This window comes from Hyalangium minutum (assembly GCF_000737315.1).
Taxonomy (GTDB): Bacteria; Myxococcota; Myxococcia; order Myxococcales; family Myxococcaceae; genus Hyalangium; species Hyalangium minutum.
Window position 1 is genome coordinate 264324 of sequence record NZ_JMCB01000011.1, and the last position, 14358, is coordinate 278681.

Here is a 14358-nt window from a genome sequence, read left to right on the forward strand (position 1 = left end):
CATGACTGTAGCCTACTCATGAGGTAGGTTCGCGAAGGGCGAAGCCAAGCGCCTCCTGCATGCCGAGAGACCCGATGACGGACGTGCCCACCGCTGACTCACTCCGGCCTGGGAGCGTCGTGGGCCCATGGCGCATCGAAGGCTACGCGGGCCGCGGCACCTACGGCCTCGTGTTTCGCGCGCGTCTCGCCGGGTATCCTGAGTCTCCGCTCGTGGCGCTCAAGGTGGCCGTGTTCGCCTATGACCCGCGCTTCATGCGCGAGGCCGCACTGCTCTCGCGCTTCCACCATCCATCCATCCCGAGGCTGCTGGCTCGCGGCTGGTGGGTCGCCAGTCCCAAGGCGGCGCACCCCTATCTGGTACTCGAATGGATCCACGGCCTGCCGCTGTACGAGTGGGCCCGGCAGCATCAGGTCACCTCGCGCCAGGTGCTCGGTGTCCTCGCGCAGGTGGCGGGGGCGCTCGCGGTGCTGCACCAGTCCGACTGTCTGCATCGCGACCTCAAAGGGGATAATATCCTGGTCGATGCCAAGGGCCGGGCTGTGCTCATGGACTACGGCTCGGGCACCTGGGCCGGAGCCCCGCCCATCACCGAGAGCCTCATGCCTCCCAACACGCCCGAGTACCGCAGCCCTGAGGCGTTTCGCTTCGAGTGGGGCCAGTGGCGCGTCCAGAGAGCCCGTTATCAGGCGCGTCCCGCTGATGATCTCTATGCGTTGGGAGTCAGCCTGTACCGGCTCGTGACCCGGGTGTATCCACCGCCAGGAACGGAGCCGGAGGAACTCAAGGAACAGCCTCATGCTCGACCCCCGCAGAGGCTCCCCCCCGAGGCGCTCAACGAGCGGGTGGCGCCAGAACTCGCTGAGTTCATTGAGCAACTGCTGGCAGCCGAGCCTGACGCACGGGGCACAGCCTGCGAGGTGGCAGATGCGGCGCAGGCCGCGGAGGAGCTCGCGGGGCCCCTCGCAGATGTTCCACTGTTCTACGTGAACGCGCTGCCGGCAGAGTCCTCCGCCGTGCCCCCCACGAACGTCGTTGCATCCCGCCTAGCGCCTCTCTGCACAGAGCCTCGGTCTCATGCAGGGATGTGGCGATTGGGCCTGGCTGTCGCAGCCCTGGTGCTCGCAACAGTGGGCACACGGTGGATGGCCCCCGCGATCAGTCCCCCGCTGCCAAAGCAGGTGCAACTGCGAGTTCCCAGCGCTGCGGTGGCGGCCGATGCTGGCCCGGCAGGGCTCGGAGATGACGGGAAGCGCACGCCGCCTAAAGCGGGCCAAGATGCGCCATCCTCCGAGAAGGGAGCCTCCCTGCCATTGCCCAAGGAGCCGCTCCCAGGTCAGCGCCGTGCTCCCTGCGAACGGGGAGAGATGGCGATCCACGGGGGTTGTTGGATTCCGTGGACCACTCGCGTCCCTCCCTGTGGCGATCAAGCCTACGAGTGGAAAGGGGGCTGCTACTTGCCTCGACTCAATCCTGCACGCATGCCCACCACCGAGAAGCCGCAGTAATCCACGGCGGTTCGGCACCTGCACCTATCCCTGCCCCGTCCCCTCCGGAAGCTGTCCGCTGGGAGCAGCCGCGGCTTCGGTCCGGCTCGGCGTCCCGGGCCATGAGATGTTCAGCTTCTCCAGCAGCGCCTCCGCCTCGAACTTCTGGCTGAACCGGCCCAGCTCCTCGTTCAGCTGCTTCTGGCTGATCTCCGCCAGCGACACCACCTGCTTCAGTGCCGCCACGTCGTACGTCCCCGCCTTCGGATCCGAGAAGACCTGGATGACCTGGCGCAGCAGCTTGCACAGCCGTGCCACATCCTCCTTCGATGCGTCGAGGGCCTGGCGCAGCCGCTGCTCCGTGTCCCGCAGCACGGGCTCCACCACCTGCTCATGCAGCGCCTGACGGTTATCCACCGTGGAGGCCTTTCCAAAGAGGCCGCCGAGCAGCCCTCCCAGCAGCGTGCCTCCCGTGACCGCCCACCCTGATGGCCGGCCCGTCATCCGCGCCACCAGCGCCGCCCCCATCGCCCCCACCGCGCCCACTGCCCTCGCCGACTGCCAGTCGAAGAAGCGCGGCTTCGCCTCCAACGCCGCCTCGAACCGGTTGGTGAGCGCCAGCGTCATCTCCGTGCCCGTGTCCCCTCGCAGCGCCTCGGCCAGCTCCTGGTTGAGCCGCGGGTGGAGGCCCTCCATCCCAGCACGCACCCGGGCCACCAGCGCTTCTCGCAGGGAGTCCGTGAGCTGGCGCCTCGCGCGAGGCAAGGCCGCCTCCGTCTCACTCAGAAACTCCTCCAGCGCCCCGTCGAGCTGGCCTCGCAGCCGAACCCCTTCCTCCGCCAGCAACGTGTCCAGCCGCGTCTGGACCTGATCAATCGTCTGCGGCTTCACGGCGGCCAGCTCCCGCATCTCCAAGAGCGCTCGAAGATCCGACACGGCCGCGCCCCACGCCTCCACCTCCTCCATCACCCGATCCCGATGCACGTGGAAGAGCGCCTGCAGCAGCTCCGCCCGCAGCTTCGCCACGCCCGCGCCCGTCTGGCCTGAGACTCCTGAGAAGGGAACCGTGCGCCCCGGCAGCACCTCCGCCAGAAGCTGGCGCACCCGGCCTTCGAGCGCAGGCAGCTCCTCGGCTGGCACCGCATCGGCGCGCGTGAGGACCACCCGGAGCCCCGGATCCGGCACACGCTCGGCCCATCCGTGGAGCTGCTGCAGCTCCTTCAGCGGCAACAGCTCGAGCGCGGAAGTGACGAGCACCCAGACCTCGGCCCTTTCTTCCACCGGACTCTCTGCGAGCTCCACCTCCCTCCACTCCCAGGACTGGGGCGCCACGGGCTCAGTCTCAGCCGGAGCGCCTCCCGCCCCATCGAGCGCTCGCAGCAGTGTGCTCTTCCCCACGCCCTTCGCCCCCACCACCGCCACCACCGGACGCTCCAGCCGCTCCACGGTGTGATGGCGCGCGAACACCTCCGCACCGAACGGCACCGAGGCCCTCAGCGTGCGCACATCCTCGGCCAGCCGCCGCGCGAAGCGTCCCAGCTCCTGAATGCCCTGCTCGTGCTCCATCACGGCCTCCCGCGGGAAGCAGCTCCCACCCACGGCAGCGTAACGCACCACGCCATGCACGAGGGCGACCCCACAGGTAGTGACTACCACACGATTCCACTCGGGCTCGGCTTGACGGGAAACACCCGGGACGATCAGATGCACCACGTCGTCACGCCTCTGGAGGGGACATGGCTGACCATTCCTGGGTGCACGAGCTGTTCGCGAAGTTCGACCAAGGAGACATCGAGGGATGGGCCGCCTATCTCTCCGAGGATGCCTCCTTCCGCATCGGCAGCGGCGTCCCCGTCTCCGGGCCCCAGGGCGCCAAGCAGGTGATCAGCGCCATCCTCAGCATGGCGCGCAACCTCCGCCATGAGCTCATCGACGTGTGGCAGACCCCGCAGGGCGTGGTCGTCCGCGGCGAGCTCTCCATGAATCGCATCAAGGACGGCCGCCGCATCACCGTCCCCTTCTGCAACGTGTTCGATGTGAAGGAGCAGCGCATCCAGCGCTACCTCGCGCACCTCGACCCGTCGCCCATCTTCAACTGAGCTCGCGCTGAAGCTGTAAAACTTCAATCACGGAAAGCGTCTGAATTCTGGACAGCCCCGTCTTTCGGCGCGTCCCATTTCAGGCCAGTGCGCCCGTGTCTCTTTTCCTCTGAGAATCCGAGGGATTGCAGGCGCAGCGTTCGCTTCTCCTCTTACCGCGCGAGATGAAGGTGGAGCACGCATGCTCCACTGCGGGCACGCGGTGTCATGTGATTCCGGGGAGTTCTGGGTTGGCACGGCCGCTGCTATCCGCACCCGCCTGTCACGCAGCACCCATCCCCCGGTGAAGGAGACTTCATGTCCACGTTGCGCAACACGCTGGCGGCCACCGCCGCGGCCCTCGCGCTGTCCGCCTGCGGCCCCCAGGGCCCCGAGTCCCAGGAGCCCCCGCAGACTCCCTCCACCGCCGTCGCCGACGCCGCGCAGGACGCGGTGAGCCGCGGCTCCGCCGGCCAGATGGATCCGCTGTTCGACAAGGCCTCGCGCGAGTTCAACGTCCCCTCGGAGCTGCTCAAGGCCGTCTCCTTCACGGAGACGCGCTGGCAGATGGTGCGCGGTGAGTCCGAGTTCGAGGGCCAGGCCCCCGCCTTCGGCCTCTTCGCCCTGCGCGGCGAGACGCTCGAGCGCGGCGCGGCCCTGGCCCAGGTCTCCCCCGAGGCGGTGCGCAATGACGCGCTGGCCAACATCCGCGCGGCCGCGGCGCTGCTGTCCTCCTATGCCGATGAGCTGAAGGTGGACCGTGCGGACCTGGGCGCCTGGGCTCCCGCGGTGGTGCGCCTGAGCGGAATCACCCACACGGACGCGCAGGCCGAGCACGTGCACAAGGGCGTCTACGCCACCCTGCGCAGCGGCGTGGTGGTGGAGAGCGCGGACGGCCAGGTGACGGCGTCCCTCATGCCCACGCAGGTGGAGGCGAAGTTCGCGGCCCCCTCGCTGCACGCCCTGGCGGCGGGCCCGAACTACGCGGCGTCCGTCTGGCGGCCCTCGCCCAACTACAACGCGCGTCCCTCGGGGACCAACATCTCGATGATCGTCATCCACACCTGCGAGGGCAGCTACTCCAGCTGCTGGAGCTGGCTGACGAACTCGGCGGCGCAGGCCTCGGCCCACTACGTGGTGAACGAGAGCGGCAGTGAGATTTCCCAGCTGGTGAGCGAGGCGAACCGCGCCTGGCATGTGGCGGCCAGCTACAGCTGCAGCCTCAACGGCAGCAAGGACTGCGGCCTCAACGGCGTGTCGGTGAACAACTTCTCGGTGGGCATCGAGCACGGTGGCTTCGCCAGCCAGACGTCGTTCCCCACGGGGCAGATCGAGGCCTCGGCGAAGCTCTCGTGCGACATCTCGAAGGATCAGGTCATCACCCGGGACAGCTACCACATCGTGGCGCACGGCCGGCTCCAGCCGAACAACCGCACGGATCCGGGCGGGAACTGGCCATGGACCACGTACATCAACAAGGTCAACGCGTACTGCGGCAGCGGCGGCGGCACCACGCCCCCCGCGACCATCATCGTGGACACCAACAACACCAACAACAACACCGCGGTGGCGAAGTTCTCCACCTCCAGCACGTGGGTGGCCAGCTCCGGCACGCCGGGCTACTACGGCAGCAACTACTACTACGCCTCCACGGAGGCCATCTCCGACCCGGTGACGTTCTCCTTCTACCTGTCGGCGCCGGCGACGCGGACCATCGACGCGTGGTGGACGGCGGGCACCAACCGCTCGACCGCGGCCCCCTTCATCATCTGGGACGCGAACAACAACAAGCTGGGCACGGTGTACAAGAACCAGCAGACCGGTGGCGGCGCTTGGCAGACGCTGGGCACCTACAGCTTCCCGGCCGGCTGGAATGAGGTGCAGCTCAGCCGCTGGGCCGCTGCGGGCTCCGTCGTCATCGCGGACGCCATCCGCGTGCGCTAGCCGCGGTGTATTCCTGAAGGCCTGGGGCGCTTGAGAGGCTCCGGGCCTGCCGGGCGGCCGTGACTGGGCCGCCACACGGCGACTTTTGTTGAGTCGACCTTCCCAGGGCTCGGTGGAATGCTTCCCGTCTTCTTTGCTGGACCTCTCGCGGCCATCTGGCGAGATTCCGGCTCTGAACCGAGGAGGCAGTCCATGAAGATGAACCCCACCCATAAGTGGCTCTTGAGTCTCGCCGTGGCTGTGCTCACCGCTTGCTCCGCTTGCGGCGACGACAAGGAGCCGGAGCCGGAGCCGAATCCGAACCCCCAGCCCACCGCCAAGTTCACCCTGGCGGTGGACAAAGACAAGCTGCCCGTGCTCCAGGGCTCGAGCGGCACCATCACCGTGACGGTGACCCGCGAGACGGGCTTCACCGGCGCGGTGGCCCTGGCGCTCAGCGGCCTGCCCACGGGCGCGACCGCGACCAGCGCCACGGTGGCCAGTGACGCACAGAAGGCAGACATCACCATCTCCGCGCCGGGCACGGCTCCGCACTCGCTGCCCACCACCGTGACGGTGACGGGCACCTCCGGGGACACGAGCGCCACCAAGACGCTCGCCGTGACAGTGCGTGGCCCGGCGGGCTCGGTGGACACCAGCTTCGCCAGCGGCAAGGTCATCACCAGCGTGGGCCAGAGCGAGGACTACGCCGAGGCCATCGCCGTGCAGTCCGATGGGAAAGTCATCGTCGTGGGCCGCAGCGCGGGCGCGGCGAACACGGACTACGCGGTGGTGCGCTACAACCGCGACGGCGACCTGGACACGGGCTTCGGCACCGGCGGCAAGGTGACGACGCCGATCAACGCGGGCAGCGACGAGGCCTACGCGGTGGCCGTGCAGAGCGACGGGAAGATCCTCGTGGCGGGCACCACCGAGGCGGGCGCGAGCGGCTATGACTTCGCCCTGGTGCGCTACAACACCAACGGCAGCCTGGACACGGCCTTCGGCACCGGTGGCAAGGTGACCACGGCGTTCGGCAACGGGCCGGACAAGGCGTATGCCATCGCGGTGCAGCCGGACGGGAAGATCCTCCTGGGCGGCGAGGCCTCCTTCACGGCCACGGGCTTGGACTTCGCCCTGGCGCGCTACAACGCCGACGGCACCCTGGACACGGGCTTCGGCACCGGCGGCAAGGTGACCACCTCGCTGAAGCCCGACACGGGCCGCGATGTGGTGTTCTCGCTGGCGCTGCAGACGGTGAGCGGGCAGTCGCGCATCGTCGCGGTGGGCGGTGACGGAGACTTCCTGCTGGCCGGCTACACCTCGGCGGGCGCGCTGGACACGGCCTTCGGCACCGGCGGCAAGGTGGTGGGCGTGTTCGGCACGGTCATCGGCTCGGCGCGGTCCTCGGCGCTCACCTCGGACGGAAAGCTCGTGGTGGCCGGCGATGCCAATGGTGGCTTCGCGCTGGCGCGCATGAATGCGGATGGCACGCTGGATACCAGCTTCGGCACCTCGGGCAAGGTGGTGACGCAGGTGAACGCGGGCAACGAGGCGACGGCCACCGCGCTGGCCATCCAGAGCGACGGCAAGCTGGTGGCGGGCGGCTGGACGTACACGGGCGGCAGCTCGGCCGGCGACTTCGCGGTGCTGCGCTACGACGCGTCGGGCACGCTCGACACGGCCTTCGGCACGGGCGGCAAGGTGACGACGGCGATGGCCTCGGGCACCAAGAGCGACCAGGCGAAGGCGGTGGCGCTGCAGCCGGATGACCGCGTGCCGGTGACGCGCATCCTGCTGGCGGGCTCGGCCAACGAGTCCAACAACGAGTTCGCCGTGACGCGCTACTGGCCGTAAGCGGCGCGGACACCTGGGGCGCGCACGGGAGCACGGGTGCGCGCCCCCTGGCCCTTCAAGCGACCCGCTCCGAGTGTTCACCACCCGGTGGTGGAGCGAGCAGCCTGGGCTCACGGCTCGCTCTCGCGTTGTGAGGGGTGAACATTCGGTATGTACTCCAGGCCCATTGCCGAGAGAGCAACGCGACTGGGGTGGAGTCACGGGTGAGCAGCATCCTATTGGTGGACAACCCGCTGGCGGAGCTTGGGGCCCTCGAGGCCACCCTCCAGCCGCTGGGCTATCGGCTGGTGAAGGCCTCCTCTGGGCAGGAGGCGCTCGAGCACCTGCTCCGTGAAGAGTTTGCCGGCCTGCTGCTGGGCGTGGAGCTGCCCGGCCTGAGTGGCTTCGAGACGGTGCGGCTGCTCCAGCAGCGCGTGCCCCTCTCACTGCCGCCGTTCGTCTTCCTGAGCTCCCGGAGCGGGGACGCCGGCTCCCTCCGCGAGGGTTACGCGCTGGGCGCGCTGGACTACCTGTCCAAGCCCGTGGACGCGGAGGTGCTCCGGACGAAGGTGGCCGCCTTCATGCGCCTGAGCCTCGCCGCGCGCCGCGCGAAGGAGCAGCTCCTCTTCCAGGCGAACATCCTGGCGAGCGTCCACGACAGCATCATCGTCACGGACCTGCCCGGGAACATCGTTCACTGGAACGAGGGAGCGGAGGCACTCTTTGGCTACTCGGCCGAGGAGATCCTCGGACAGACGCCCCAGGTGCTCTACCCGGACCAGGATCCCGCCGCCCTGGCGCAAGACATGGCGCGAATCCTGGAGGGCGAGGACTTCGTGGGCGAGTGGCAGGCGCGCCGCAAGGACGGCACGCACATCTGGGTGGACATCAAGACGCGCCTGATGCGCGACGCCAGTGGCCGGGGCGTGGGCTTCATCGGCGTGAGCCGGGATGTCACCGCGCGGCGCAACACCGAGCAGGCCCTGCGCGAGTCCGAGCTGAAGTACCGGCTGGCCTACCTCCGCGCGGAGAAGGAGAGGCGGACGGCGGAGATCCTCTCCCGCGTGGGGCTCGCGTTCGCGTCCGAGCTGGATCGGGACAAGCTGGTCCAGCGCATCACGGACGAGGCCACGGAGCTGACGGGGGCGGCGTTCGGCGCGTTCTTCCACAACCTCATCAACGACAAGGGCGAGTCCTATCTGCTGTACACCCTCTCGGGCGTGCCTCGGGAGGCGTTCTCGCGGTTCCCCATGCCGCGCAACACGCGAATCTTCGCCCCCACGTTCGAGGGCACGGCGACGGTGCGGATGGAGGACGTCACGCAGTCTCCGGACTACGGCCAGAACCCGCCCTACCGTGGGATGCCGGAGGGCCACCTGCCGGTGAGGAGCTACCTGGCCGTGCCGGTGAAGAGCCGCTCGGGGGCGGTGCTGGGAGGGCTGTTCTTCGGGCATCCGGAGCCGGGCCGCTTCCAGAAGGAGCACGAGCAGCTCGTGGAGGCGCTCGCGGCCCAGGCGTCGGTGGCGCTGGACAACTCGGCGCTGTACCTGCAGGCGCAGCGGGCCGTCAGCATGCGGGACGAGTTCCTCCAGGTGGCGGCCCATGAGCTGCGCACGCCCATCACCTCGCTCAAGCTGAAGGTCCAGTCGCTGCTGCGCGCGGCGAGCACGCTGGGCCCCACGCTCTCGGCGGACAAGCTCCACGGGAAGTTGGAAGAGGTGGAGCGCATCATGGGGAAGCTGAACGTGCTCATCAACGAGCTGCTGGACATCTCCCGCATCACCGCGGGCAGCATGCGGCTGACGTGGGAGGAGGTGGATCTGGTGTCGGTGGTCCACGAGGTGGCGCTGCGCTTCGAGGCACAGGCGACGCAGGCCCACGTGACCATCCACGTCCAGGAGGGCGGTCCGCTGGTGGGGCTCTGGGACCGGCTGCGGCTGGAGCAGGTGGTGACGAACCTGCTGAGCAACGCGCTGAAGTATGGGGCGGGCAAACCGGTGGTCATCGGCACGGAGTCGGACGGCACCCATGCGCGGCTGACGGTGCGCGACGAGGGGATTGGCATTGCGCCCGAGTCGCTGTCGCGCATCTTCGGGAGGTTCGAGCGCGCGGTGTCCGAGCGCCATTATGGAGGGCTGGGGCTGGGGCTCTACATCACCCGGCAGATCGTGGAGGCACTGGGAGGAGTGGTCCGCGTGGAGAGCACTCCTGGAAAGGGCTCTACCTTCACGATTGAGCTCCCGCTCGCGCCGCCGCAGGCTGAGGCTGCTTCCTGAAGGAAAGCGAGCCCTGCATGAGGCCAGGAGCGACACCGGAGTGGGGGAGCTGGGCGGTGCTCTGGGTGGCACTGTGCTGCACGGCCTGCGGCACGGCGAGCCACGGAGTTCCACGGCAATACGCCCAGGTCCCGGACACGGTCTCGAATGCCTGCCTGAAGAACCCCGCTAACTGTCCGCCCGGGACTGGGCTGAGGCTGGTTCCCAGCCCTCCGCCGGCGCCTCCGCTCCCAGCCGCGACGGGCTTCTCGGTGCTGGCCACCAGTGTGGTGGGCGCGGCTGTCATCCAAGTGGGCCACTCCCTGGACGCTGACCTGCGGGCACGTATCGACGCAGCGCTCGCGGAGTGCGCGGATGCGGCTCGCTCTGAAGTGATGCTCAAGCACTTCGGGCGCTCGCCCACCCGTCAGGAGTGCTCCGAAGTCATCGGCACCGACAGCCAGGGCCAGCCCATCACTCGCGCCATGCAACTGGGTGTGGAGCAACACACTCTTGCGCTGAGGTGTGCTGAGAGAAAGCTCCAGGAACTGAAACCGGGAGGCTTCAGCATTCAACCCCGCTATCGGGTCGACCCGGAGACAGGCAAGGCCGAGTACCTCCCACGCCAAGTGGTGGAGAACTTGTTGCGACAGGGGCGCAGCGCGGAGCTTCGCGGAACCATCGAGCCCGACCTGGTCCTCCATGAAGGCCAGCCCTACCGCGTCCAAGAGACCTACGATCTGAAGTTCCCGTGCGCGAACACCAGCCAGCGCGTTCCTTGGAGGACATACCCACGAGGCCACGCACATGAGGGCTCCAACCAGGGAACCGTGTACCGAGAGGCCTTGGGAGGAAAACCTGTGCTCGTCCAGCCTCACCTGGGAGTCGCCCGATGACTGAGCACTACCCTCGCATCCGAGTCCGCGCCGAAGGAGGCATGCTGCTGGTCCGCGAGGGGCTGAGCCTCCACTTCCACATGCGGCGCTCGCACGAGGAGGTAGCCCCAAGCCTCCTGCGCGCGCTGGAGACGTATGTGAAAGCCGTGGGCCCTGAGACACTGCGCTGGTACTACGATCCGGACGGAGAGCCTCAGCCGCTCGATGAGCATGGCTGGGAACAGGCGCGGCGTGAACTCCTCGGACCAGGCTCACCTGTCATCCAGCTCGACGACGACTCGACTGAGAACCGGTACCGCTTCGAGTACCACGGCAAGGATCTCAAAGCCCCTGCCGTGAAGCGCAAGCCGGACGCAGTGTGTTCGGCCCTGTTCTGGCTGCCCACGGAGTTCCTTGAAGAACACGGCCCCGAGCGCGTCCGTGAGCTGGCCTCGGCACTGGCTGCGCCCCTTCCCCTAGGCTCTGGGCACGGCGGACTGTCCTTCAACGCGGACTACTCCCTGTTGGGAGCCCGGCATGAGGTGGCCCAACACTGGCTCCGTTACCCCGGCTTCGATGTCTATGACTCGCCCAATTTCCACTCATGGAAGGTGGGAACCCGCGTGCGGGGCCCTCACTGGCTTACTTTCCTGGGCCAGCCGGTGCTGGGAGCGCTGGGAGGTGCCGAGGGTCTTCGTTCGCGTCTCCAGAGTCCCGGCACCACCGTTCAGGAACTAGCAGGAGACAAGGTCCTCATCACCCTCGGCGCCTGGCCCGAAGCCGGAGACACCCAGCAGGGTGATACGCTTCCCGCGTACCGTGAGCTGGCGCGCGTCCTCGAGCCCTGGCTCTACGTCGACGAAGACCCGCGCATGCTCGGCCAATCCGAGGAAGATACCCGCCGCTGGAAGCGCCGCTTCCTCGATTGACCCCCTACCGGACCACGAGCCCTCCATGCCCAACACCCTCATCCGCAACTGTCACGCGCTCGTGCCCGATGCGCGCGGTGTGCCCACCCTCGCGCGCAACCAGGACATCCTCATCCGGGGCAACCGCATCGAGGCCGTCCGCCCCACGGGCCAGCCTCCCGAGCCGGACCTCGAGGTCATCGAGGCCCGCGAGAGGCTCGCGATGCCCGGCCTCATCAACACGCACTCGCACGTGCCCATGGTCCTCTTCCGCGGCCTCGCCGAGGACGTCCCCATCGAGCGCTGGTTCAACGAGTTCATCTGGCCGCTCGAGAGCAACCTCACCGAGGAGGCTGTCTACTGGGGCATGCAGCTGGGCCTCATCGAGATGATCGAAGGGGGCGTCACCACCGTCGCCGACCACTACTTCTTCATGGACCAGGCGGCCCGCGCCGTCGAAGCCGCTGGCACCCGCGCCCACCTCGGCTGGGCCGTGTTCGGCAGCCGGGGCCTCGGCGCGCTCGAGGAGACCGCTGCCTTTGCCCAGCGCTGGAAGAACGGCGCCGATGGCCGCATCACCACGTGGATGGCCCCCCACGCCCCGTACACCTGCGATGACGGCTTCCTGCGCGCCTCCGTCGAGCACGCCAAGAAGCTGGGCGTGGGCATCCACATTCACGCCTCCGAGGAGATGAACCAGACGCGCGCCAGCCTGGAGAAGCGCGAGATGACCCCCATCCAGGTGCTCGATGACACGGGCGTCCTCAGCGTCCCCACCATCATCGCCCACGGCTGCGGCTTGCTCCCCGAGGACACCCAGCGCCTCTCCCGCTACAAGGACCATGTGGGCATCGCCCACGCGCCCAAGACGTACCTCAAGCTGGCCATGGGCCTGACTCCCATCCCCGCCCTCCGTCGCGCAGGCATCCCCGTGGGGCTCGCCACGGATGGCGCCGTCAGCAACAACACCCTCGACATCTTCGAGAGCCTCCGCCTCATGGCCATGATGCAGAAGCATGACGCCAGCGACCCCGAGGTCCTCCCCATCCCCGAGGCGCTCGACATCGCCACCCGGGGCAGCGCCGCCGTGCTCGGCATGCGTGACAGGCTCGGGCAGCTCGCGCCTGGGTTCCTCGCGGACCTCATCCTCGTGGACACGAGCGGCGCCCACTGGCAACCCCCGCACAACCTCGCCGCTGGGCTCGTCTACAGCGCCCGCGCCAGCGATGTGCAGACCGTCATGGTCGACGGCCGCGTCATCATGCGCGACCGCCAGCTCCTGACGATCGACAAGGCCCGCGTCCTCACCGAGGTGGCCAGCCACATGGAGCGCCTCGCCCGTCGCGTGCCCGGGGCCCGCATCCAAACCTACAAGCCCTAGTCTGAGACTGCTCAGGCGGACTCTCGGCGTACACTCCACGCCATTCCTTGAGAGCACTCCCATGACCCGCCCCCACCTGTTGCTCGCTTGCGCCGTGCCGCTGCTGCTCGCAAGCGCACCCCCGCCCGCCCGCAGTGCCTCACAGCCCCAGGCTGCGAAGTACACGCCCTCCGCTGCGTACCAGTGGCTGGACATCTCTCTCGAAGCCACGGCTCGCGAGGTGGACCGCCACGGGGCGCGGCCCACCATCCTCTCGCGGACCCTGGCCATCGCGCTGACGGCCATGTACGACGCGTGGGCCGCCTATGACGCTCAGGCCCTCGGGACGCGGCTGGGCAGCCAGCTGCGCCGCCCTCCCTCCGAGCGGACCCGCTCCAACCAGGAGAAGGCCATCGCCTACGCCACCTACCGCGCCTTGGTGGACGTATACCCCGAGGACAAGGCGTGGTGCGCCGAGCAGATGCGCAAGCTGGGGTTTGATCCGGATGACACCTCGACCGACCTCTCCACTCCGCAGGGTGTGGGCAACACCGCGGCGGCGGCCGTCATCGCCTACCGGCACTCGGACGGTGCCAACCAGCTCGGCGACGAGCGCGGGAGCCCGGGCGTCCCCTACTCGGACTACACCTACTACCTGCCCGTCAATCCGCCGGACCGGCTCTTCCACCCCGACCGCTGGCAGCCCATCGTGTTCGAGGACGGCAAGGGCGGCCATGTGACGCCCGGCTTCCTCACGCCCCACTGGTACCGCGTGAAGCCCTTCGCGCTCGAGCGGAGCGAGCAGTTCCGCCCGCCGCCTCCTCCGAAGGTGGGCTCGCCGGAGCTGCGTGCGGAGGTAGACGAGGTGATCGCCTTCAACGCCCACCTCACCCCCGAGCAGAAAGCCATCGTCGAGTTCATGCGAGACGGCCCGCGCTCCACGGGCCAGTCAGGGCACTGGCTGCGGTTCGCGCAGGAGGTGTCACGCCGGGACCGCCATGGGCTCGACCAGGACGTGAAGCTGTTCTTCGCGGTGGCCAACGTGGCGATGGATGCCTTCATCGCGGCGTGGGAGTCCAAGCGGTTCTACGACACGTCCCGCCCGTGGACGCTGGTCCGCTACTACTACACGGGCCAGGAGCTGGCGGGCTGGCTGGGCCCTGGAAAGGGCGTGGCCTCCGTGAAGGCCGAGAACTGGTACCCGTACTCGCCCTCCACCTTCATCACCCCGCCCTTCCCCGGCTACGTGTCGGGCCATAGCGCCGTGAGCGCCGCGTGCGCCAAGATGCTGGAGCTCTTCACCGGCAGCGACAGGTTCGGCATCACGGAGAAGCGCCGGGCGGGCGTGCTCACCGAGGCGGATTTCCCGTGCGAGCTCATCCAGCAACACGGCGCGAAGCCTGCCTCGCCCACTCCCCAGTGTGAGGTGTCCCTCAAGCTGCCGACCTTCACGGCCACGGCGGAGATGGCGGGCATCTCGCGCATCATGGGCGGCTACCACATCCAGTCGGACAACCGGGAAGGCCTGGCGTTGGGGCGCAAGGTGGCGCAGTTCACCTGGCCGAAGATCCGCGCCTACTTCAACGGCACGGCGGCAGGGGCGGACGTGGCAGCGCCTGCTCCTTGAGTCCAGCCG

The 14358-nt window shown here is 68.5% G+C and carries 10 protein-coding genes; 9 read left to right on the top strand and 1 reads right to left on the bottom strand.

Going from position 1 to position 14358, the window contains the following annotated elements; all coding sequences use genetic code 11:
• Positions 1-59: 59 nt before the first annotated feature.
• A complete protein-coding gene (locus tag DB31_RS27500) occupies positions 60-1508 on the top strand; it encodes a serine/threonine protein kinase (protein ID WP_083968736.1) in 1449 nt (482 codons plus the stop codon).
• A gap of 24 nt (positions 1509-1532) precedes the next feature.
• Here the strand turns inward: DB31_RS27500 and DB31_RS27505 are convergent, their stop codons facing one another.
• Positions 1533-3053, bottom strand: a complete 1521-nt coding sequence (locus DB31_RS27505) for a hypothetical protein (protein WP_044192929.1) — start codon at positions 3051-3053, stop codon at positions 1533-1535.
• A 170-nt stretch (positions 3054-3223) separates the two neighbouring features.
• Here DB31_RS27505 and DB31_RS27510 point away from each other — a divergent pair, with 170 nt between their 5' ends.
• The 8 genes from DB31_RS27510 to DB31_RS27545 all read left to right on the top strand — a co-directional run bounded on the left by DB31_RS27510 (position 3224) and on the right by DB31_RS27545 (position 14349).
• Positions 3224-3586 carry a nuclear transport factor 2 family protein gene (locus DB31_RS27510; RefSeq protein WP_044192932.1) on the top strand — a complete coding sequence of 121 codons (363 nt, stop codon included), beginning with the start codon at positions 3224-3226 and terminating at the stop codon, positions 3584-3586.
• 297 nt (positions 3587-3883) lie between these two features.
• Complete coding sequence (locus tag DB31_RS27515; RefSeq protein ID WP_044192933.1) at positions 3884-5509, top strand: golvesin C-terminal-like domain-containing protein; 1626 nt, start codon at positions 3884-3886, stop codon at positions 5507-5509.
• A gap of 192 nt (positions 5510-5701) precedes the next feature.
• Positions 5702-7345, top strand: coding sequence for a delta-60 repeat domain-containing protein (locus DB31_RS27520; protein WP_052420284.1), 1644 nt, complete (start codon positions 5702-5704; stop codon positions 7343-7345).
• Positions 7346-7548: 203 nt separating this feature from the next.
• Positions 7549-9600, top strand: a complete 2052-nt coding sequence (locus DB31_RS27525) for an ATP-binding protein (protein WP_075306224.1) — start codon at positions 7549-7551, stop codon at positions 9598-9600.
• 17 nt (positions 9601-9617) lie between these two features.
• Positions 9618-10475, top strand: coding sequence for a hypothetical protein (locus DB31_RS27530; RefSeq protein ID WP_240486914.1), 858 nt, complete (start codon positions 9618-9620; stop codon positions 10473-10475).
• Positions 10472-11383 (top strand): DUF3396 domain-containing protein, encoded by a 912-nt coding sequence (locus tag DB31_RS27535; RefSeq protein ID WP_052420286.1) that lies wholly within the window; start codon positions 10472-10474, stop codon positions 11381-11383. The genes DB31_RS27530 and DB31_RS27535 overlap by 4 nt, the downstream gene beginning before the upstream one ends.
• Positions 11384-11408: 25 nt before the next feature.
• Positions 11409-12743, top strand: coding sequence for an amidohydrolase (locus tag DB31_RS27540; RefSeq protein WP_044192935.1), 1335 nt, complete (start codon positions 11409-11411; stop codon positions 12741-12743).
• A gap of 61 nt (positions 12744-12804) precedes the next feature.
• Entirely contained in the window at positions 12805-14349 is a 1545-nt protein-coding gene (locus tag DB31_RS27545; protein ID WP_044192936.1) for a vanadium-dependent haloperoxidase, read from the top strand.
• The last annotated feature ends 9 nt before the right edge of the window (positions 14350-14358 follow it).

Coding starts and splice junctions, on each gene's coding strand:
- DB31_RS27500 (WP_083968736.1), top strand. CDS start 60: ATGCCGAGAGACCCGATGACGGACGTGCCCACCGCTGACTCACTCCGG.
- DB31_RS27505 (WP_044192929.1), bottom strand. CDS start 3,053: ATGGAGCACGAGCAGGGCATTCAGGAGCTGGGACGCTTCGCGCGGCGG.
- DB31_RS27510 (WP_044192932.1), top strand. CDS start 3,224: ATGGCTGACCATTCCTGGGTGCACGAGCTGTTCGCGAAGTTCGACCAA.
- DB31_RS27515 (WP_044192933.1), top strand. CDS start 3,884: ATGTCCACGTTGCGCAACACGCTGGCGGCCACCGCCGCGGCCCTCGCG.
- DB31_RS27520 (WP_052420284.1), top strand. CDS start 5,702: ATGAAGATGAACCCCACCCATAAGTGGCTCTTGAGTCTCGCCGTGGCT.
- DB31_RS27530 (WP_240486914.1), top strand. CDS start 9,618: ATGAGGCCAGGAGCGACACCGGAGTGGGGGAGCTGGGCGGTGCTCTGG.
- DB31_RS27535 (WP_052420286.1), top strand. CDS start 10,472: ATGACTGAGCACTACCCTCGCATCCGAGTCCGCGCCGAAGGAGGCATG.
- DB31_RS27540 (WP_044192935.1), top strand. CDS start 11,409: ATGCCCAACACCCTCATCCGCAACTGTCACGCGCTCGTGCCCGATGCG.
- DB31_RS27545 (WP_044192936.1), top strand. CDS start 12,805: ATGACCCGCCCCCACCTGTTGCTCGCTTGCGCCGTGCCGCTGCTGCTC.